The sequence below is a fragment of the Ruegeria sp. AA6 genome, from assembly GCF_056542865.1.
Genome location: NZ_JBQGAN010000001.1, coordinates 399,782 through 419,994, shown reverse-complemented (window position 1 = coordinate 419,994; position 20,213 = coordinate 399,782). Strand labels below are relative to the sequence as shown.

Genomic DNA, 20,213 nt, shown 5'->3' with positions numbered 1-20,213 from the left:
AGATTATGGAACCGCTTACCTGGACCGGCTCTATCGCCTTCCTGAATCCGCTGCTGATGATCGCAATCGCAGCCCTTCTGATATCTATCGTAATCTGGATTGTCGGCAGCATCGTACTGCCAGAAACGCCAATGAGCGTAAATCTGGACGGCACGCTCAGCTCGGGCTCGGGCGTGCGTGGAATGACGCAAAAAGCACTGCGCTACAGCTTCGCGGCCTGCGTCGCCCTTGCGCTGGCCTACATCGTGCTGGGTATCCTCATGGGTACTGGCGCAGGAATAATTGGTGCGATTTCGCAGCAATTTTTGCCAGTTTGGCTGTCGCTAGTTATCCTGTACGCCATGTCCATCGCCTTCAAACGTAAGTTGGGGTTGTACGGCAAGCTGTTTGACAGCCCTATCGGCATGATCGGCTTTGGACTTGTAATGTTCTGGGTTTTCACAGGAATCTTTGGCGCTCTGGACCTGATCGTCACTCATGACCCCCTGGTGCAGGTATCCGGGATGAAGAACAAGGTGCCCGGAACACCTCTGCCAAGCCCGGAAGAAGGGGAATACACTTGGTATCTCCTTGGGGGTGACAACCTGGCCCGCGACGTTTTCAGTCGTATGGTAAAGGGCGCCTGGATCGTGGTGCAAATCGCTCCATTGGCTACGTTGTTCGCCTTCATGGTCGGCATCACGCTGGGCTTGCCTGCGGGATATTACGGCGGACGTCTGGACACGTTCCTGTCATTCCTCGCCAACCTGATCCTGGCCTTCCCTGTAATCCTGCTGTTCTATCTGTTGGTGACGCCCGAGATCGTGGCGACCGGTGTGCCGAACTACATGGCCGCCGTTCTGTTCGTGTTCCCGATCCTGTTTATCGGCGTTCTGCTGAATTCGCGCTATTACACACGCCCGAAATTCCGCACACCGTTGCTGATCGGGGTTCTGGGCGTTGCGATCTGGCTTTATTTGTCTCTGATTTCTTCCGGAGGCTACATCATCAACACAGAAAGCTATCGCATCTGGGGACTGCCCACCTATCTGGACCTGTTCAACATTCCAGGTGGAATCCTCGTGGTGTTCGTGTCGGTGGTCTTCGTGAACTCACCCACGGTGTTCCGCATCGTGCGAGGTCTGGCGCTGGACATCAAAACCCGCGACTACGTGGCTGCTGCACAGACCCGGGGTGAAGGCCCGTGGTACATCATGCTGTGGGAGATTCTTCCCAACGCGCGCGGCCCGCTGATCGTCGATTTCTGTCTGCGCATCGGCTACACAACCATCCTTCTGGGAACTTTGGGTTTCTTCGGGCTGGGGCTTCCGCCGGAAAGCCCTGACTGGGGTTCGACGATCAACGAGGGGCGCAAGCTGTTGTCGATCTACCTACACCCTGCCCTGCCACCTGCATTTGCACTGTTATCGCTGGTTCTTGGTCTGAACCTGCTGGCTGACGGTCTGCGCGAGGAAAGTCTGAAGGACTGATGTGATCGAGGCCGGGGGCTCTGCCCCCGGACCCCCGAGGTATTTTTAGCCAGATGAAGGGGATCCCCGCATTTGGTGAGGAGTAAGCAAGATGAACAAACTGGCGGATTATGACGGGCCAATTCTGGAGATCGATAAGTTGTCGATTTCGTTTTTCACCCGTCTTCGCGAAATCCCTGCCGTTATGGATTTTTCGGTAAGCGTACAACCCGGCGAAGCCGTTGGGCTGGTCGGAGAATCCGGGTGCGGCAAGTCCACTGTGGCGCTGGGGGTCATGCAGGACCTCGGCAAGAACGGTCGGATTGTCGGCGGCACAATCAAGTTCAAGGGGCGTGATCTGTCCCAGATGACCTCGGACGAGCTGCGCGACATTCGCGGCAATGAGATCGCGATGATCTATCAGGAACCGATGGCCTCGCTGAATCCGGCGATGAAGATCGGCAAGCAGCTGATGGAAGTGCCGATGATCCACGAAGGCGTCGGAGCTGAAGAGGCCTATGCGCGCGCCCTGGAAGTGGTGACCGATGTGCGCCTTCCCGACCCCGAGCGGATGCTGAACTCATTCCCGCATCAGTTATCGGGTGGTCAGCAACAGCGGATCGTTATTGCGATGGCATTGATGTCCAAGCCTTCGCTGCTGATCCTGGATGAGCCCACGACCGCGCTTGACGTGACCGTCGAGGCTGCCGTGGTCGAGTTGGTCAAGGATCTGGGCAAGAAATACGGCACTTCGATGCTGTTTATCTCGCACAACCTTGGTTTGGTTTTGGAAACCTGCGACCGGCTTTGCGTGATGTATTCCGGTGAGGCGGTCGAGCGCGGTTCGATCCACGATGTCTTTGACGAGATGCAGCACCCTTACACGCAGGCGCTGTTCCGATCGATCCCCCTGCCCGGTGCAGACAAGAACGCGCGGCCCTTGGTGGCAATTCCGGGGAACTTCCCTCTGCCGCACGAGCGCCCACCGGGCTGTAACTTTGGCCCGCGCTGCGACTATTTCGAGGAAGGCCGCTGTGACGCGCAGAATATCTTGATGGAGCCTGTGCCAGGTAATGACCGCCACCATACGCGCTGCCTGAAATTCCAAGAGATCGACTGGAACGCGCCTATCACCGTCGGCGAACAGAAGGAAAAGGCCGAGATCGGTCGCACCGTTCTGAAGATGGACAACCTCAAGAAACATTATGAGGTCGCTGCGAATGCTCTGTTCGGAGGCGGAGAGACAAAGGTTGTAAAAGCCAATGAAACCTTGAGTTTCGAGGCGCATGAGTCGGAAACGCTCGCCATTGTGGGCGAGTCTGGTTGCGGTAAGTCCACCTTTGCCAAAGTTCTGATGGGCCTGGAAACCGCAACTGACGGTCAGATCCTGCTGGACAATCGCAACATTGAGGCTGTCCCCATTGAAGAGCGCGATGCCAAGACTGTGGGTGAAGTTCAGATGGTGTTCCAGAACCCGTTTGACACGCTGAACCCGTCGATGACCGTGGGCCGTCAGATCATCCGCGCACTGGAGATTTTCGGTGTTGGCAACTCTGAAGCCGAGCGCAAGAAACGCATGCTGGAACTTTTGGATTTGGTGAAGCTGCCCCGCGCCTTTGCAGATCGCATGCCAAGGCAATTGTCCGGCGGTCAAAAGCAACGCGTCGGCATTGCGCGCGCCTTCGCCGGGGACGCACGGATCGTGGTTGCTGACGAACCAGTCTCGGCGCTGGACGTGTCAGTTCAGGCCGCGGTGACTGACCTGCTGATGGAGATCCAGCGCGAACACAAGACCACGCTTCTGTTCATCAGCCACGACCTGTCCATCGTTCGCTATCTCAGCGACCGGGTGATGGTGATGTATCTGGGTCACGTGGTCGAGCTGGGCACCACCGATCAAGTCTTTGCTCCGCCCTACCATCCTTACACCGAAGCCCTTCTGAGCGCCGTGCCGATTGCGGACACGTCGATTGAAAAGCAGCATATCGTGCTGGAAGGCGACATCCCGTCGGCAATGAGCCCGCCTCCGGGTTGTCCATTCCAGACCCGGTGTCGTTGGAAGTCCGAAGTTCCGGGCGGATTGTGCGAAAGCGACGTGCCCCCGGTGAAAACACTGGCAGAGGGGCATCAGGTAAAATGTCACCTTGCCGAAGACATTCTGGCCCGGATGGAACCGGTGATCAAAATCGCTGCGGAATAAGCACTTAGGGTGATTTCGGGGGGCACCGGTACAAGGCCGGTGCCCCCTTTTCCTTTTCTGCTGAATTAATCCTTTTACGCTCGGGAATCGCTGGTATTCATTTAGCGACAAAGATTTTTTAGCGAGCACATTGTGACACTCATCGCCGACCGCCGTGCGCGGGCCATATTGGGACTGCACCTATCCGGCACGTTCTGCGCCAGCATGACGGCCCCTTTTATTCCGTTCTACATTGTGCAGGAACTTGGTCACCCGCCCTGGCACATCAGTATCTACAGCGCATTGGGCATTTTGCTGACGGTCACGCTCAACCGTATCTTTGCGGCACGCTTGGACAGCGGGTACCGCTTTGCGCCACTGGTGGGGGCCTCAATCACGGGGTATGTTACAGCGCTGGTGTCTGTGCTGATCTGGCCATCTTACTGGACGTTGATCACCGTTGGGGTATTGGGGTTCAGCCTTAGCAGCAGTTCACTTTCCACAATGTACAGCTATGGCCGCATCAGCGCCGAGCGCTACGGTTTCGACATCACGTCATTCAATGCGTGGCTGCGGGCGATGACCTCATTGGGTTGGATGATGGGCCCCGCGTTGGCATTCTTTGTCGCAGGGCAATGGGGTGCGGATCGAACATTCGTTTTTGCCTTGGGCGCGGCGACGATTTGGGCGACGCTGTGGTGGCACACGATGCCTTGGGACGCGCGGTCCGAGGTGGCTAAGAAGACGCAACAAGGGGAATCTGGTGCCGACCGGGCACTTTGGTTGGCGGTGATCGCCTGCCTGTTCATTTCAGCCGCGCATGTGTTGTGCAGTAGCGCCCTGCCCTTGTTTTTTGTACGTGAGGCCGGTTTGCCCGGCTTCGCGCCCGGCCTGTCTTTGTCGATTAAAACCGCAACTGAAATCGTCATCATCCTGATGACACCGTTGATGTTGCGCCATATCGCGCCCTTGCCCGCTCTGGTCCTTTCCGGAGCGCTTGGTCTGTGCGCCTTTTTCGTACTGTCACAAGTCACCGGTCTGCCTGCCATGATGTTAGGCTCAGCGCTGGAAGGCACATATTATGGACTGTTTGCGGGGGTCAGCCTGACCTATGTGCAGAGTTTCGCAAACGGTCGGATGGCAAGGGCGAACGCCTTGTATGTCAACAGCCTGTTTATCGGAGCGCTTGCTGCAGGTCCTTCGGTGGGCATGATCGCCCAATTTTCAAGTTTTCAGACCGCCATTCTAACCGCGAGCCTGCCAATGTTCTGCGCACTGGTCGTACTGCTGATCACCGCTCGACTACGAAAACGCGAATTGCATACTGCAACATAAGTGACAGTGCGGTTTATCCGCCCCAGATAACCTTTACGTAGTTCTGGGTTTCCTTATAGGGCGGTACACCGCCGTGCTTTTCGACGGCTTCCGGGCCCGCGTTATAAGCCGCCAGGGCCAAGCGCCAGGATTTGAACTTGCGATACTGCCACGACAGGTATCGCGCGCCACCTTCCAAGTTCTGTTGAGGATCATGCGGGTTTACGCCCAAAAGCTGCGCCGTACCCGGCATCAACTGCGCCAGACCCAAAGCACCCTTGTGCGACTTCGCATGCGGGTTCCAACCGCTTTCCTGCTGCACCAACCGTAAAAACAAATCTTCGGGAACATTGTGCCTGCGTGCAGCCTGACGTGCCAGCGTCATATACTCACCACGATATTTCCCGGTGTAGCGCTTATTGAACTGCGTTTGAGCGGTCTTCGGCTTCAGACGTTCAGAATCCCGATACTGGGTTGCTGCGCGGCTATCTAAAACTTTGGACTGCTTCAGAAAAATATCCTTGCGGCTTTTTGACGACAGGGTATCCGCCGCCAAAGGTGCCGCGACCATTGCCAAGCAAACAACCGAAAAACAGCCTACCAGTAAACGCATAGATGCCTGTCCTGCTCGTTCAAACTCGATGGAGTATAGGTATTTCAGGTTATAATGAAAGCTTGCCAAACCGGTCCCGAACATTTTCTTGCCTAGTGTTGCGACAATCATCTGTGTTTCAACCAAGACGCAGGCCGTATAGGGTCGCTTGGAAACTCAGCGCCAGATTCGGGCGCTCTCACGTCAAATCAAAACGGGGAAATACATGGCGGGTTCAGTCAACAAGGTCATTCTGGTCGGGAATCTTGGTGCCGACCCCGAAGTCCGGTCTTTTCAGAACGGCGGTAAGGTTTGCAACTTGCGCCTTGCAACTTCGGAAACGTGGAAAGACCGCAATACCGGCGAACGGCGTGATCGGACTCAATGGCATTCTGTCGCGATTTTCTCGGAGCCTCTGGCCCGGATTGCAGAGCAATATCTGCGCAAGGGCAGCAAGGTTTATGTCGAAGGCCAGCTGGAAACCCGCAAATGGCAGGACCAATCCGGCCAAGATCGCTATACGACCGAAGTTGTGCTGCGTCCCTATCGCGGTGAGCTGACCCTTCTGGATTCGCGCGGCGAAGGTGGCGGCGGCGGTGGCTACGGCGGCGGTCAGTCCAGCAGCTATGGTGGCGGTCAGGCCGGCGGCGGCTATGGTGACCCATATGGCGGCCAATCCAGTTCCCCTGCCCCGGCATCCGGCGGAATCGACGACGACGAGATTCCGTTCTAAAAGAAACGGAGACATACCATGACATGGTCCTTCTCAATCGGCCGAATTTTAGGGTCGGAACTGAGGGTCCATGTCACCTTTTTTCTGCTGCTGGTCTGGGTTGGATTCGCTGCCTATTCCACCGGCGGAGTACCAGCAGCCATCGAAAATCTGGTCTTCGTTCTGGCATTATTTGCCTGCGTCGTTGCCCATGAATTCGGCCATGCCCTGATGGCCCGGCGGTACGGCATCAAAACCCCAGACATCACTTTGCTACCGATCGGAGGGCTGGCCAGGCTGGAACGGATGCCGGAACAGCCGATGCAAGAGGTTTGGGTCGCCCTAGCCGGACCAGCCGTAAACATAGTCATTTGGATTGTATTGATCGCGTTTGGTGCCGGAATGCCATTGGAAACGATGGCCCAAATTGACTCGACCGGCCCAAGCCTGCTGAACCGATTGGCTTATGTGAACTTGCTGCTCGCCGCCTTCAACATGATCCCCGCCTTTCCGATGGATGGAGGCCGAGTTTTCCGGGCCTTGTTGTGTTTGAAAATGGACAGTGTCAAAGCCACCAAGGTTGCCGCCTTGGGCGGGAAAATCGTTGCCGTGGCATTCGGCTTTTGGGGATTGAGCACCGGCAACGCCATATTGGTGCTGATCGCGGTCTTTGTCTTCATCGCCGCAAACTCGGAAAGTCAGGATGTCGCCATGCGTGCGGTCGTGCGCCGGGTTCTGGCGCGTGACGCAATGATTACGGAATTCCACGCTCTGTCACCTTCCGACACGTTGGCGAGCGCGGCGCAAGCCGTCATTCACACCACGCAGCACGAATTCCCGGTTCTGGATTCCGAGGGCGCCTTGTTGGGTTTCGTGACGCGCAACCGCCTATTTGCGGCGCTGGCCGGAGATAACCCGCGCTCGGAGCCTGCAACCTCGATTATGGAAACGGATATCCCGCAGGTACAGCTGACAAGCGGACTCGAGTCGGTGCTGGAGAACCTTTACAAAGGTGCCCCAGCCGTCGCCGTTTGCACGCAGGCCGGTAACATGGTCGGTTACATCACCCGCGAAAATATTGGTGAGCTGATGGTTATCCGCGGGCGTTGATCAGACCGTCGCCAAGGCGTCATTCAGCACCGACAACACGGCATCACGTGGCACATCGGACGTCACGAAAGCCTCGCCTATTCCCCGGGCCAGAATGAATCGCAACTGGCCGTCGATGACCTTCTTGTCCTGCGCCATCAGATCGACCAGAGCCTCTGCCCCCGGTAATTCGCCGGGGATATCGGCCAGATCGGTTTTCATTCCCATCGCACGCAAATGCGCCCGTACTCGGCTGGGGTCTTCCTGTGAACACAGACCCAGACGAGAAGACAGTTCAAACGCGAGGGCACAGCCAATGGCCACGCCTTCGCCATGCAACAAGCGGTCGGAATAGCCGGTAGCTGCTTCCAGCGCGTGACAGAAGGTGTGTCCAAGATTCAAAAGCGCGCGGTCGCCTTGCTCGGTCTCGTCGCGGGCCACGATATCAGCCTTCATCTGCACAGAACGCGTCACAGCGCGCACCCGTGCGGCCATATCTCCGCCCGAAACATCGGTTCCGTTCGCTTCCAGCCATTCGAAGAACGCAGCATCCCCCAGCAGCCCATATTTCACGACCTCGCCGTAGCCAGACAGGAAATCCCGCTGAGTCATAGTACCAAGCACCGACGTATCAGCCAGCACCAGCGAGGGCTGATGAAACGCGCCAATCAGGTTCTTGCCCTGCGGCGCATTAATCCCGGTCTTGCCACCGACAGAACTGTCCACCTGCGCCAGAAGCGAGGTCGGGATTTGTACAAAACGCACACCCCGGCGCAGTACAGCGGCGGCAAAGCCGACCAGATCGCCGATCACACCGCCACCCAGTGCAACCACCACGTCACGACGTTCGACCTTTTCCGCCAACAGCCATTCGACCGTGCGCTCAAAGTGCGGCCAGCTTTTTGTGCTCTCGCCTGCAGGCAAAGTCAGCGATGACATTTCAATGCCGGCCGAGGCCAAGCCGTTGCGTAAAGCATCGAGATGAAGAGCGCCGACATTTTCGTCGGTCACAACGGCAACCTTCGGGCGCTGCAACAAGGGCGCGATCCGGGTGCCCGCCTGTACCAGCAGGTCCGGGCCGATTTCCACATCATACGAGCGTTCGCCCAGCTCTACATGAACAGTTTGGTGCATTACTTCCGTTCCAAAACGTCGGGGCGTGTTGTCAAAGCATCCACCACCCGGTTCACCATATTCTCGATCGAGGTCTCGCCATCGGACTCAGCGATCAGGTCCGCTTGGGCATAAACCGGCACCCGATCTTCATACAAGCCGCGCAACGTCGCATAGGGATCTGCCGTGCGCAACAAGGGGCGTGTATCCTTGTGTTTAACCCTGTTCCACAGGACCTCAAGATCGGCACGCAACCAAACAGATACACCGCGCTCGGTGATCATTGATCTGTTCTGCTCAGCCAGAAATGCCCCACCCCCGGTTGAGAGGATTCCTTTTTCTTCATCCAGCAAACGCCCGATGACCTGCGTTTCCTTCGCACGAAAAAACGGCTCTCCATCTCTTTGGAAAATCTCGGGGATGGTCATATTGGCCGCCGATTCGATCTCGGCGTCGCTGTCGAGGAAGGGAACGCCAAGCCGTGCGGCCAGTGCTCGACCCACCGCCGTCTTTCCAGCCCCCATCATGCCTACAAGAACGACCGTTTTGTGCAGTTCAAACGCTGCATTCGCGTCCGTGTCATGGGTGTTATGCTTAATTTCGCTCATTTCACCGTGAATGACGTGATCTTAGGGAAAATGCTAGCTATAACTAAGACAAAAGAGAAAAATGAGGCAGCGTTGAGCAATGGGCCGTCTGATCAAGTTTCTGATATATCTGATTTGCCTGTGTTTTATCGGGCTGGTGGCGTACGCCTATCTAGCGCCGTTCTTTGGTGTGGATTTTTCGGCACCGCAAGACGAGATACGAGAACCGGTAATCCTGAATGTCGAATAAGGCCGCAGTGTTCGCGTTGTTCCTGGCCGGATCGGCGCAGGCGCAGCAGGAACCTCTTACCGTCATAGACTGGCTGAGCAACCCGCCAGAGAACCTGCCGGGAACCGTTCTGCTGGAACCGCCGGTGACGCAAACTGGCATGCAACCGGATGTCGAAGTCACACCGCTTGAGGCGCTGTCGCCGCCGCTTGGGCTGGTTTCTTCGTCCGTTACTGGTCTGCCGGTCGGTATTTGGCAGAACAGTGACCCTGATCGTTTGTCGCAGCTCATCGGGCGCGTACCGGTCAGGTATAATCCAGCTATGCAGCGCCTACTGTTCACATTGCTTCTGTCCGAGGCGCGCGCACCCGCTGGGCCGGATGCCGAAGAAATCCTGTTGCTGGCCCGCCTTGACCGCCTAATGCAACTGGGTGCCGCCGATCCCGCCCAGTCTTTGGTGCAACTAGCAGGCCCCACTGACAGCCGGGAGCGGTTTCAGCGCTGGTTTGATGCAACCTTGTTGACCGGGGACGAAGATCGCAGTTGCACCGCTCTGATCGCACAACCGCATCTGTCACAGGACTATGCGGCCCAGATTTTTTGCAAGGCTCGCCGGGGCGACTGGGCGTCTGCTGCGCTGACGCTTGAGGCTGCCCATGCGCTGCAGATTTTGCCGCCCGAGGATCTGGATGTACTGGACCGCTTCCTCAGCCCCGAACTGTTCGAAGATGCCGAGTATCTGCCACAACCGGATCACCCCGACCCGTTGACTTTTCGTTTGTTCGAAGCAATCGGTGAAAGACTGCCCTCTGCCCCCCTGCCGCGTGCTTTTGCCAATGCAGACCTCCGGGATGTGGCCGGGTGGAAAGCGCAGATCGAGGCAGCTGAGCGACTGACACGGATCGGAGCGCTGACACCCAACCAATTGCTGGGCTTATACACCGAGCGTGATCCTGCCGCCTCGGGCGCTGTCTGGGACCGCGTTGCGGCCATTCAGAAATTCGAAAGCGCGCTTGAGTCTGGCAAGCCCGGAGCGACTGCCAAAGCGTTACCCTCTGTCTGGGCTCAAATGCGCAATGTTGGGCTTGAGGTTCCTTTTGCCGAGCTGTTCGCCGATCGTCTGGCGCAAATTCCTTTGCCGGATGCTAAAGCCGAGGACTTACGTTGGCGCATCCTCCTACTCTCCGAGCTTTATGAAACTGCCGCCTTGTCCCCGCCTGATCAGTCTGAGGACACACTGTTTCTGGCCGCCGTGGCCCAAGGCGATCCAGGACGCGCACGCACTCCGTCCCCACAGGCTGATGCCGTGGCTCAGGGGTTTGCCTGGGCCGCGCCAATCCCGTCGGATATTGAAGCGATGCTAGCTAACGACCAATTGGGCGAAGCTATTCTTGAAACAATGGAGTTGTTCGCTCATGGCGCGCGCGGCAATTTAGTTGATCTGACTGCGGCCATCGCAACACTGCGACGCGTGGGGTTGGAAGACACCGCTCGCCGCGCGGCCCTGAACCTTTTGATTTTGCAGGGCACCTGATCATGGCGTCGCCAGCAACTGCAGAGCTTTGGATCTCCACCTTCCTGCAAGCGCAAGCGGCTGAGCTGGGCGCGACCGACAATACCCAATTGGCGTATGGCCGTGATCTGAAGGATTTTGCTGCTTGGTTGCAGCGTCACAAACTAGGATTTGCCGAGGCTGAACGAGATCAGATCGAAGCTTACCTGATCGATTGTGATGCTCAGGGGTTGGCGCAATCCACCCGCGCGCGCCGGCTGTCGGCGATTAAACAAATCTACCGCTTTGCTTTTGAAGAAGGCTGGCATGACACCAACCCGGCCATTCAGATCAAAGGGCCCGGCCGGCAAAAACGCTTACCCAAAACACTGGACGTGCCCGAGGTCGACCGGTTGCTGCAAGCCGCCCGTCAGACGGGGCGCACCGAGGCAGACCGTGTGCGCAACACCTGCCTGATGGAGGTTCTCTATGCCACCGGCATGCGTGTGACCGAGCTGGTCTCATTGCCGGTTTCCTCCGCGCGGGGCGATCCACGCATGCTGCTGGTTCTGGGGAAAGGCGGCAAGGAACGGATGGTGCCGCTGTCGCCACCCGCCCGAGAGGCGTTGGCAGTATGGCTCGATGTCAGGGACGAGGCCGAAGATCAACTTGTGGCCGACGGCGGCCAGCGATCCAAGTTTCTGTTTCCCTCGCGCGGGAAATCCGGGCACCTGACCCGTCACATGTTCTTTTTGCTCGTCAAGGAACTGGCGGTTCAAGGCGGCGTCTCGCCAGAAAAGGTCACGCCGCACACGCTTCGCCATGCCTTTGCAACGCACCTTTTGGCAAATGGTGCGGATCTGCGGTCGATCCAAACCCTGCTTGGGCATGCCGACGTCGCAACCACTGAAATCTATACTCACGTTCTGGACGAACGTCTGGCCGAACTGGTGTTAGAGCATCACCCCCTTGCGAAAGACCCAGAAGACAAAGGCTAACCCCTTGATCCGCAGTGGTCGCGACACCATAACGGATGCAGCAACTCAAACAATCAAGGACCGATGGAACCCTCACCCTCTCTGATCGACGGCGCATTCTGGTTTACCACTGGCGCTATTCTGCTTTTGCTCGTCCTGTCGGGCTTTTTTTCGGGTTCTGAAACGGCATTGACCGCGTCGTCGCGCGGTAAGTTGCGGGCGCAGGCCGATAAGGGTTCGCGCGGGGCGCAAAAAGCACTGGATATCACCGATGACAACGAGCGATTGATCGGCTCGGTTCTGCTGGGCAACAACTTGGTGAACATCCTCGCGGCGTCGCTGGCTACTGCACTGTTTACGCGGCTTTTTGGCGAAAGCGGCGTGGCATTGGCAACTCTGGTCATGACCCTGTTGGTGTTGATCTTTGCCGAAGTTCTTCCCAAGACCTACGCCATCACCAATTCGGAAAAAGCGGCTGCGGCGGTTGCTCCGATCATCAGCGTTGTTGTGACAGTCTTCTCGCCCATCGTTGCAGCAGTGCGCCTGCTGGTGCGTGGCGTTCTGCGCCTGTTCGGTGTTCAGATCGACCCGGACAGTAACATCCTTGCAGTGAGAGAAGAGATCGCCGGAGCCCTGCAACTGGGTCATTCCGAAGGCGTGGTGGAAAAAGAAGACCGCGACCGCATCCTTGGTGCGCTGGATTTGGGTGACCGCGCGGTGGAAGAGATCATGCTTCACCGTTCCAACATCGAGATGATCGACGCCGACGCTGAGCCTGACGCCATCCTTGAGCAGTGTCTGCAAAGCCGTCACACCCGCTTGCCGGTATTCCGGGACGAACCGGAAAACATCATCGGTGTGGTTCATGCCAAAGACCTGTTTCGGGCTATGTACGCTCAAGTAGGAGGTACCGAGGGCAACTCGGACCGGCTGGCCGGATTCGACATAACCAAGGTCGCCAACGACCCCTATTTCGTCCCCGAAACCACTACGCTGGACGATCAGATGCGGGAATTTCTGCGCATCCGAAGCCACTTTGCGCTGGTGGTGGATGAATACGGATCGTTGCGCGGCCTAATCACGCTTGAGGATATTCTGGAAGAAATCGTCGGTGAAATCGCCGACGAATTCGACATCGAAGAGGATGTCCCTGTCACCCGCACTGAGGACGGGCAATTCCTTGTCGAAGGCGCGATGACGATCCGCGATGCCAACCGGGCAATGGACTGGTCACTGCCGGATGAAGAGGCGAACACTGTTGCCGGGCTGGTCATACACGAGGCGCAGATGATCCCGGTGGTGGGTCAGGTGTTTTCGTTCCACGGTTTTCGGTTCGAAGTCACCGCCAAGGAAGGCAATCGGGTGACTGAATTGAAAATCCGGCCTTTGTAGTGAAAACCGGCGCCCAACAACGGGCGCCGGTTCTGCTACGGTGTTACGCGAACCAGGTGCGGCTTGCGACATAGCCGTCCATCAGGTCGCCATTCGCATGCGCGGCCCAACCGGTCACACGGTCCGAGTATCCGTCGATAAACTGGTTGAACATCGGATTGATCAGACCGCCCTCTTCCCAAACGATCCGCGCCATCTGCGCGTAGATTTCTTTGCGCTTCGCGGTGTCCAGTTCGGCCCGCGCCTTCAACAGCAAGGCATCGAACTCTTCGTTCTTAAAGCGGGTGTCGTTCCAGTCTGCAGTGGACAGGTAACCAACCGACCACATCTGATCCTGTACCGGACGACCGCCCCAATAAGACGCACAGAACGGCTTGTTATTCCAAACTTCCGACCAATAACCATCCGCTGGTTCACGCTGAATTTCCAGCGGGATGCCGGCCTCTTGCGCCGACAGCTGGAACAGCTGCGCCGCATCGATGGCCCCAGCAAAGGCTGCGTCCGAGACGTGCAGAACGATGGGCGACCCGTCATGACCTGAGGCTTTGTAGTGTTCAGCCGCCTTGGCCAGATCGAACTGACGCTGCTCCATCGCGTCATCGAACAGCGGATAGGCTTCGTTGATCGGAATATCGTTCCCGACCGAGCCAAAGCCGCGCAGCACCTTATCGACCATCTCTTCGCGGTTGATCGCGTATTTCAGCGCCAGACGCAGGTCCTTGTTGTCGAATGGCGCCGTGTCGGTGTGCATCACAAAGATATAGTGACCACGGCCCGACGACGCATTCAGGGTCACACCCGGCGCACGGCCGAACAGCTTTGCGGTACGCGGCGGCACGATGTTGATCGCATGCACCTGACCGGCCTGCAGCGCGGCCGAACGCGCGGTGTCATCGTTCAGAACCAAAATCTCGTGGCTGTCGTAATGACCTACGGTCTCATCCCAATGGTTGGCGAATTTCTCGAACGCGTAGCGAATGCCGGGTTCATCGGCGACGACCTTGTAAGCACCGGTCGAGATCCCCTCGCCCGGATTATCAACGCCACCACCGGGCTGGATAACCAGGTGATAATCCGACATCAGGTACGGCAGGTCGGCGTTGGGTGTGGTCAGAGTGATCACAACATAGTCGCCGTCTACCCGCACATCCTCGATCCCGCGCATGATGCCCAGGGCACCCGACTGCGAGTCTTCGTTCGAATGGCGCGCCAGTGTAAGTTGCACATCCTCGGGCGTCAGGGTCTTGCCATTGTGGAACTCAACGCCCTTGCGAATCTGGAAGGTCCAGACCTTACCGTCCTCAGTCGCTTCCCAGCTTTCTGCCAGGCTCGGGGCAATCCCACCGTCGGCGGTCACGACAGTCAGAGTGTTGCCATAAGCCCGAAGCGCCTTGGCCGTCACATGCGAAGCAGACAGTGCCGGGTCCAACGTGTTGGTGCTTTCGCCACCTTTCAGCCCCAGTACAAAATGCCCGCCCTTCTTGGGTGTGTCGGCCAGACCGGCCTCGGCCCAAATCAGGTTTGCCGCAGTGGCGCTGAGGCCCAGGGCTGCTGCTTTGACCATGAATTCACGACGGCTTAGCGCTCGGGGTTGGGGATCAAACTTGCTCATCTCTTATCCTTGTAGAGTGGTTTACGTGGGGCCAATCGGGCGCCTCGTAGTTTGATTCTGTAACAGAACCGTGACCGCGTTTGCCGCATGTCGCGGGTAAGCGCAATTTGCGGCAGCGACACGTTTTGTCGCATTCGGCGTTGCATCCGCGACCCTACTGATCAGACTGGCAAAAACACTGACGGAGGCGTTCATGAAACTTCAAACCCGCGTGGCGGTTATTGGCGGCGGTGTCGTCGGTTGTTCTGTGCTGTACCACCTGACCAAACTGGGCTGGTCCGACGTCATGCTGCTGGAGCGGTCGGAGCTGACCAGTGGTTCGACATGGCACGCGGCGGGTGGGTTTCACACTCTGAACGGCGACACCAACATGGCGGCGCTGCAGGGGTATACGATTCGGCTTTACAAAGAACTGGAAGACATCACCGGGATGTCCTGTGGACTGCACCACGTGGGCGGCGTGACACTGGCCGATAATCGGGATCGGTTCGATATGCTTCTGGCTGAACGCGCGAAGCATCGGTTCATGGGTCTTGAGACTGAAATCGTCGGGCCCGACGAGATCAAGAAAATTGCACCGATCACCAACACGGACGGCATTATCGGCGCGCTCTATGATCCGTTGGACGGGCATTTGGACCCGTCGGGCACAACGCACGCCTACGCCAAGACCGCGCGTATGGGTGGCGCGACGATTGAAACGCATTGCATGGTGCGGGAAACAAATCAGAGAGCCGATGGCACATGGGACGTGGTCACTGACAAAGGCACCATCCACGCCGAACATGTGGTCAATGCGGGCGGGCTATGGGCGCGTGAGGTTGGTGCGATGGCGGGCATTTACTTCCCGCTGCACCCTATGGAGCATCAGTATCTGGTGACCGACTCGATCCCTCAGATCGAAGCGATCATCGACGCTGGCGGTGAACACCCGCATGTCATGGACCCCGCTGGTGAGAGCTACTTGCGGCAGGAAGGTCGCGGGCTATGCATCGGTTTCTACGAACAGCCCTGCAAACCGTGGGCGGTGGATGGTACCCCTTGGGAGTTCGGCCATGAACTTCTGCCTGACGACTATGACAAGATCACAGACAGCATAGAATTCGCCTACAAACGCTTTCCAGTGTTGGCTGAGGCCGGCGTGAAATCTGTGATCCATGGGCCATTCACCTTTGCACCGGACGGGAACCCTCTGGTCGGGCCGGTGCCGGGGATGCGCAATTATTGGTCGGCCTGCGGCGTCATGGCAGGGTTCAGTCAGGGCGGTGGCGTGGGCCTGACATTGGCGCAATGGATGATTGAGGGCGAGCCTGAACGTGATGTGTTCGCCATGGATGTGGCGCGTTTCGGCGACTGGACCAGCCCCGGCTACACCCGCCCTAAAGTCATCGAGAACTATCAGAAACGGTTCAGCGTCGCCTATCCGAACGAGGAACTGCCCGCCGCGCGGCCAAACCGCACGACACCGATGTACGATATTTTCAGCGATCTGGGCGCGGTTTGGGGGCAGCAATACGGGCTGGAGGTGCCGAACTATTTCGCACAAGACGACGAGCCGGGGTACGAGACCCCCTCGTTCCGCCGCTCGGACGCGTTCGACGCAACAGGCCGCGAGGTACGTGCTGTGCGGAACGCCGTCGGAATCAACGAGGTCCACAACTTCGGCAAGTATCGCATCACCGGACCCGGCGCGCGCAGCTGGCTGGATCGGACCATGGCCGGGCGTATTCCAAAACCGGGGCGCGTGTCGCTGACGCCGATGTTGTCACCCAACGGCAAACTGATCGGGGATTTCACCGTTTCCTGTTTGGGCGAAGATGAATTCCATTTGACCGCCTCATACGGCAGCCAAGCTTTTCACATGCGGTGGTTCCTGCAGCACCAGCAAGACGGAATGCGCATAGAAAACATAAGCGACCGGCTGAACGGCTTTCAGATAGCAGGTCCCAAAGCCGCAAAGGTTTTGGCCAACTGCACCCGAGACGACATCTCGAACCTACGGTTCCTGGATGTGCGGCGTATGACAATTGGTATGACTGACTGCATTGTACAAAGGGTCAGCTATACCGGTGATCTGGGATACGAGATTTATTGCGATCCGATGGCGCAAAGGCAACTCTGGTGGACCCTGTGGCAGGCAGGACAACCACACGGCATGGTCCCCTTTGGTATGCGCGCGATGATGAGCCTGCGTTTGGACAAGTTCTTTGGATCGTGGATGCGGGAGTTTTCACCCGACTATACGGCCGCTGAAACAGGGTTGGACCGGTTCATCGCATTTTCAAAGAATACCGACTTTATCGGTCGGGCGGCAGCCGAACAGGACCGAGCGCAGGGACCGGCACGCAAATTGGTTGCATTCGAGGTAGACGCAGATGATGCCGATGTGAACGCCTACGAACCTATCTGGTTGGACAGCAAGGTCGTCGGATTCTGCACATCGGGCGGGTATTCACACCACGCTGGAAAGTCGATCGCGCTGGGGTTCCTACCAACTGACCGTGTTGCGGATGGGTTAGACGTGGAAATCGAAATCCTGGGTCAATTGCGAAAGGCCAAAGTCATCTCGGAACCGCTGTTTGACGCAAATGGCGCACGTATGCGGGGATGACACTGCTCGGTTGCGAATACATGATGGGGAAATGACTCAGATCCCCATCATCCTTCTGGCGGCAGGACAATCCAGCCGCATGGGCGGTACCGATAAGCTGCTGCAAGTAGTCGACGGCCAACCCTTGTTGCGTCGTGCGGCCCAGATTGCGCGGCAGGCAGCACCGGTTATTGTCGCGCTGCCCCCGGCACCACATCCCCGATACGAGGCCCTTGAAGGTCTGGACTTGTGCAAAGCTGAAATTCTGGACGCCCAAGAAGGTATGAATGCCAGCCTTCGTGGTGCGATGGCCCATGTTTCGACCAGCGCAACTGCCGTGATGATATTGTTGGCCGATTTGCCCGACATCACGACAGAGGATCTACAATCCGTCTTGTCCTCGGTTCAGTCCCACCCGGATAAGCTGATCTGGCGCGGGGCCACTGATGCCGGCAAGCCTGGTCATCCGGTCGTGTTTGATCGCAGTCTGTTCGAGCAGCTTAAACGCTTATCTGGGGACCATGGCGCACAATCAATTGTGCGCGCCTGTGCAGACAATGTGCATATCCAACTGTTACCTGGCGGGAACGCTCTGCTGGACCTTGACACACCAGAAGCGTGGGCTGCGTGGCGCTCAAAACAAACTACCTGATGTAACACGGCCCGGTCTATAAAGACCGGGCCGTTACCCAAAACAGGACTACCACTTTTCATCAATCCTAGAAACGCTGCCAAGAATGCCGAAAGACATTTTGGCTATTCCGCCGCTGAACCTAAACAAGACCCCCTCGTTAACATGCCGCTCAGCGTTTCCAGTGACTGTGACAAGCCTCAGGCACCCCCTAGTGCCATCGGCTCCCCCTCGCTTGGGCACGATCATCGTCACTCATTAGGTGACTTCAAACAACGTAAAATTCGATTGAAAGGTTAATTTTGCCGTTTTCGGAATGGTTTTTCCGCAACATCCGCAAGAACGCGTTCTACCCTGGGTTGATTTCCTCGCCCACGCAATCAGGCTCATATTTAAGTTATGCGCACACTTATTCGGCTATCCGACGAATATGCTATTGATTGTTTTTGGTATCCCCGGCTGCATATAAAAAGAGCCACAACCAAAAGAAGATTACACCTTAGCCGCGAAATTGGCGGGGCAATCTGTTAACAAAATTGATTCAATTCAACCCTTTTCACAACTTGAGCCAATTATCGGCAACAATCCACCGATTCGCAGGTCATGATTCGCGCGAATTCTCTGACCCGGACCAAATCCCGCGATATGAAAGCGTCTCTTTGTGGCAAAATTAAGATTTCTTAATAAATCGCTCAGGAAACACTCAGACAGATGACGCATCTCCTGTCTCAACACGCGGCCGCAACCGCGTGACATAATCAGGAGACAAAAATGAGCATCCGCAAATCCTCGCTTCTTTTGCCTGGGACATACAGTTGGGTTGGTGCAGGCGCACTGAGCGCCGCAATGCTGGCGACCACTGCCCTGCCCTCGATGGCCGATGAGGCCTTGGCCGATCTGGTGGAAACCGTATCGCCGTCAGTCGTGACCATCATTGCCGAGCAGAATGCCGTGCCGATGCCTGCGCAGGGACAAAACTTTGATTTTGATCAGCACCCGTTCGGTGAGTTTTTCAAACGATTTGGCGCACCCGAAGGGTTCAATGCTCCTCAGCGCGGGCCAGCACAAGGTCTCGGGTCAGGGTTTGTCCTTAACAAGGACGGTTACATCGTCACCAATCACCACGTCGTCGATTACGCGTCGACGGTCACTGTCCGTTTGTCGGATGACCGCACATTCGAAGCGGAAATCGTCGGAACTGACCCTCTGACTGACATTGCGGTGCTGAAAATTGACGCAGGCGAGGATCTGCAGGCCGTGAAACTGGGTGACAGTGATGTCATCCGCGTGGGTGAGGACGTCGTCGCCATTGGCAACCCGTTCGGGCTGCATTCGACTGTGACCACCGGGATCGTTTCGGCTAAAGGCCGCAACATATCGGAAGGGCCATATGCCGAATTCATTCAGACCGACGCGGCCATCAACAAAGGCAACTCGGGCGGCCCGCTGTTCAATATGGATGGTGAAGTGGTCGGTGTGAACTCGGCCATCTACTCTCCTACCGGCGGGTCCGTGGGTCTGGGTTTTGCGGTGACGTCGAACATCGTTGAGCATATCGCAGCCGACCTGCGCGACGACGGCCAGGTCAGCCGTGGCTGGCTGGGTGTATCGATCCAGAATGTCAGTCCCGAACTCGCTGCGGCCATGGGCATTGACAGCTACACCGGCGCGCTGGTGTCGGACGTTGTCGAAGGCAGCCCGGCCGAAGGTGTGCTGCAACAAGGAGATGTCATCCTGACCTTCAACGATGAGGCCGTGGATTCCAGTAGTGACCTTCCGATCCTTGTCGGCACCACCAAAGTGGGCTCCGATAGCGTTCTAACCGTCCTGCGCGATGGTAAGGTACAACAGCTCGAGTTGACCATCGGGCAACATCAAAGTGCATCAGTACAGTTCGACAAGTCAGTTGACGAAACCGTCTCGGGCACCGCTTTGGGTGTGACCGTGGCGCCGCTAACCGACACTAACCGTGCCGAGATGGGAGTGGGCAAGAACGTCGACGGTGTGATCGTCACCGATCTGACACCCGATAGCCCGGCAGCCAAGGCTGGTCTGCAACGCGGCGATGTTATTGTAAAGCTAGGCGGACAGGAAACTGCAACGCCAGACGCGCTCAAGGCCGCGTTGGACAGCGAAAAGACCGACCCTGCACTTGTTCTGATCAATCGCGGTGGAAATCAGATCTTCGTTGCGGTGGAAATCGCCTGATCTGACACCAGCGCGCGCCACGTGATGGGGAAATCTGGCGGGCGCCTC

16 protein-coding genes are annotated in these 20,213 nt (G+C 57.3%); 12 read left to right on the top strand and 4 right to left on the bottom strand.

Annotated elements, in window-relative coordinates:
* The first annotated feature begins 5 nt into the window (after positions 1-5).
* The 3 genes from ACR0LN_RS01900 (at position 6) to ACR0LN_RS01890 (ending at position 4,962) form a co-directional block, all read left to right on the top strand.
* Positions 6-1,469, top strand: coding sequence for an ABC transporter permease (locus ACR0LN_RS01900; protein ID WP_480427408.1), 1,464 nt, complete (start codon positions 6-8; stop codon positions 1,467-1,469).
* A gap of 91 nt (positions 1,470-1,560) precedes the next feature.
* Positions 1,561-3,648, top strand: coding sequence for a dipeptide ABC transporter ATP-binding protein (locus ACR0LN_RS01895; RefSeq protein WP_480427406.1), 2,088 nt, complete (start codon positions 1,561-1,563; stop codon positions 3,646-3,648).
* A gap of 132 nt (positions 3,649-3,780) precedes the next feature.
* The gene (locus tag ACR0LN_RS01890; protein ID WP_480427404.1) at positions 3,781-4,962 is read left to right on the top strand and encodes an MFS transporter; all 1,182 of its coding nucleotides are present in this window, start codon (positions 3,781-3,783) and stop codon (positions 4,960-4,962) included.
* A gap of 13 nt (positions 4,963-4,975) precedes the next feature.
* On the opposite strand, the gene ACR0LN_RS01885 is transcribed toward ACR0LN_RS01890, so the two are convergent.
* Complete coding sequence (locus ACR0LN_RS01885) at positions 4,976-5,554, bottom strand: lytic transglycosylase domain-containing protein (protein ID WP_480427402.1); 579 nt, start codon at positions 5,552-5,554, stop codon at positions 4,976-4,978.
* Positions 5,555-5,759: 205 nt separating this feature from the next.
* On the opposite strand from ACR0LN_RS01885, the gene ssb reads away from it, so the two are divergent.
* Together ssb and ACR0LN_RS01875 are read left to right on the top strand one after the other, a co-directional pair.
* On the top strand, positions 5,760-6,266 hold the full coding sequence (gene ssb, locus ACR0LN_RS01880) for a single-stranded DNA-binding protein (protein ID WP_480427399.1): 507 nt from the start codon (positions 5,760-5,762) through the stop codon (positions 6,264-6,266).
* An 18-nt stretch (positions 6,267-6,284) separates the two neighbouring features.
* Entirely contained in the window at positions 6,285-7,355 is a 1,071-nt protein-coding gene (locus ACR0LN_RS01875; RefSeq protein WP_480427396.1) for a site-2 protease family protein, read from the top strand.
* On the opposite strand, the gene aroB is transcribed toward ACR0LN_RS01875, so the two are convergent.
* Together aroB and ACR0LN_RS01865 are read right to left on the bottom strand one after the other, a co-directional pair.
* Positions 7,356-8,468, bottom strand: a complete 1,113-nt coding sequence (gene aroB, locus ACR0LN_RS01870; RefSeq protein WP_480427394.1) for a 3-dehydroquinate synthase — start codon at positions 8,466-8,468, stop codon at positions 7,356-7,358.
* Positions 8,468-9,055 carry a shikimate kinase gene (locus ACR0LN_RS01865; protein WP_480427392.1) on the bottom strand — a complete coding sequence of 196 codons (588 nt, stop codon included), beginning with the start codon at positions 9,053-9,055 and terminating at the stop codon, positions 8,468-8,470. Before ACR0LN_RS01865 ends, aroB begins: the two co-directional genes overlap by 1 nt.
* A 79-nt stretch (positions 9,056-9,134) precedes the next feature.
* On the opposite strand from ACR0LN_RS01865, the gene ACR0LN_RS01860 reads away from it, so the two are divergent.
* The 4 genes from ACR0LN_RS01860 (at position 9,135) to ACR0LN_RS01845 (ending at position 13,124) form a co-directional block, all read left to right on the top strand.
* Positions 9,135-9,284 (top strand): hypothetical protein, encoded by a 150-nt coding sequence (locus tag ACR0LN_RS01860; RefSeq protein WP_480427391.1) that lies wholly within the window; start codon positions 9,135-9,137, stop codon positions 9,282-9,284.
* On the top strand, positions 9,274-10,797 hold the full coding sequence (locus ACR0LN_RS01855; protein WP_480427389.1) for a hypothetical protein: 1,524 nt from the start codon (positions 9,274-9,276) through the stop codon (positions 10,795-10,797). The genes ACR0LN_RS01860 and ACR0LN_RS01855 overlap by 11 nt, the downstream gene beginning before the upstream one ends.
* A 2-nt stretch (positions 10,798-10,799) precedes the next feature.
* A complete protein-coding gene (locus ACR0LN_RS01850) occupies positions 10,800-11,753 on the top strand; it encodes a site-specific tyrosine recombinase XerD (protein WP_480427387.1) in 954 nt (317 codons plus the stop codon).
* A gap of 63 nt (positions 11,754-11,816) precedes the next feature.
* A complete protein-coding gene (locus ACR0LN_RS01845) occupies positions 11,817-13,124 on the top strand; it encodes an HlyC/CorC family transporter (RefSeq protein WP_480427385.1) in 1,308 nt (435 codons plus the stop codon).
* A 43-nt stretch (positions 13,125-13,167) separates the two neighbouring features.
* Here ACR0LN_RS01845 and ACR0LN_RS01840 read toward each other — a convergent pair whose 3' ends face one another.
* A complete protein-coding gene (locus ACR0LN_RS01840) occupies positions 13,168-14,736 on the bottom strand; it encodes an ABC transporter substrate-binding protein (protein ID WP_480427383.1) in 1,569 nt (522 codons plus the stop codon).
* Between the two features lie 193 nt (positions 14,737-14,929).
* On the opposite strand from ACR0LN_RS01840, the gene ACR0LN_RS01835 reads away from it, so the two are divergent.
* The 3 genes from ACR0LN_RS01835 (at position 14,930) to ACR0LN_RS01825 (ending at position 20,165) form a co-directional block, all read left to right on the top strand.
* Positions 14,930-17,347: a GcvT family protein gene (locus tag ACR0LN_RS01835; RefSeq protein WP_480427382.1), complete on the top strand. Its 2,418-nt coding sequence runs from the start codon at positions 14,930-14,932 to the stop codon at positions 17,345-17,347.
* A 31-nt stretch (positions 17,348-17,378) separates the two neighbouring features.
* Complete coding sequence (locus ACR0LN_RS01830) at positions 17,379-17,978, top strand: nucleotidyltransferase family protein (protein WP_480427380.1); 600 nt, start codon at positions 17,379-17,381, stop codon at positions 17,976-17,978.
* Between the two features lie 750 nt (positions 17,979-18,728).
* The gene (locus ACR0LN_RS01825) at positions 18,729-20,165 is read left to right on the top strand and encodes a Do family serine endopeptidase (protein ID WP_480427378.1); all 1,437 of its coding nucleotides are present in this window, start codon (positions 18,729-18,731) and stop codon (positions 20,163-20,165) included.
* Positions 20,166-20,213 lie beyond the last annotated feature (48 nt).

Coding starts and splice junctions, on each gene's coding strand:
- ssb (WP_480427399.1), top strand. CDS start 5,760: ATGGCGGGTTCAGTCAACAAGGTCATTCTGGTCGGGAATCTTGGTGCC.
- ACR0LN_RS01875 (WP_480427396.1), top strand. CDS start 6,285: ATGACATGGTCCTTCTCAATCGGCCGAATTTTAGGGTCGGAACTGAGG.
- ACR0LN_RS01835 (WP_480427382.1), top strand. CDS start 14,930: ATGAAACTTCAAACCCGCGTGGCGGTTATTGGCGGCGGTGTCGTCGGT.
- ACR0LN_RS01865 (WP_480427392.1), bottom strand. CDS start 9,055: ATGAGCGAAATTAAGCATAACACCCATGACACGGACGCGAATGCAGCG.
- ACR0LN_RS01830 (WP_480427380.1), top strand. CDS start 17,379: ATGACTCAGATCCCCATCATCCTTCTGGCGGCAGGACAATCCAGCCGC.
- ACR0LN_RS01850 (WP_480427387.1), top strand. CDS start 10,800: ATGGCGTCGCCAGCAACTGCAGAGCTTTGGATCTCCACCTTCCTGCAA.
- ACR0LN_RS01845 (WP_480427385.1), top strand. CDS start 11,817: ATGGAACCCTCACCCTCTCTGATCGACGGCGCATTCTGGTTTACCACT.
- ACR0LN_RS01840 (WP_480427383.1), bottom strand. CDS start 14,736: ATGAGCAAGTTTGATCCCCAACCCCGAGCGCTAAGCCGTCGTGAATTC.
- ACR0LN_RS01855 (WP_480427389.1), top strand. CDS start 9,274: ATGTCGAATAAGGCCGCAGTGTTCGCGTTGTTCCTGGCCGGATCGGCG.
- ACR0LN_RS01900 (WP_480427408.1), top strand. CDS start 6: ATGGAACCGCTTACCTGGACCGGCTCTATCGCCTTCCTGAATCCGCTG.
- aroB (WP_480427394.1), bottom strand. CDS start 8,468: ATGCACCAAACTGTTCATGTAGAGCTGGGCGAACGCTCGTATGATGTG.
- ACR0LN_RS01825 (WP_480427378.1), top strand. CDS start 18,729: ATGAGCATCCGCAAATCCTCGCTTCTTTTGCCTGGGACATACAGTTGG.
- ACR0LN_RS01885 (WP_480427402.1), bottom strand. CDS start 5,554: ATGCGTTTACTGGTAGGCTGTTTTTCGGTTGTTTGCTTGGCAATGGTC.
- ACR0LN_RS01860 (WP_480427391.1), top strand. CDS start 9,135: ATGGGCCGTCTGATCAAGTTTCTGATATATCTGATTTGCCTGTGTTTT.
- ACR0LN_RS01895 (WP_480427406.1), top strand. CDS start 1,561: ATGAACAAACTGGCGGATTATGACGGGCCAATTCTGGAGATCGATAAG.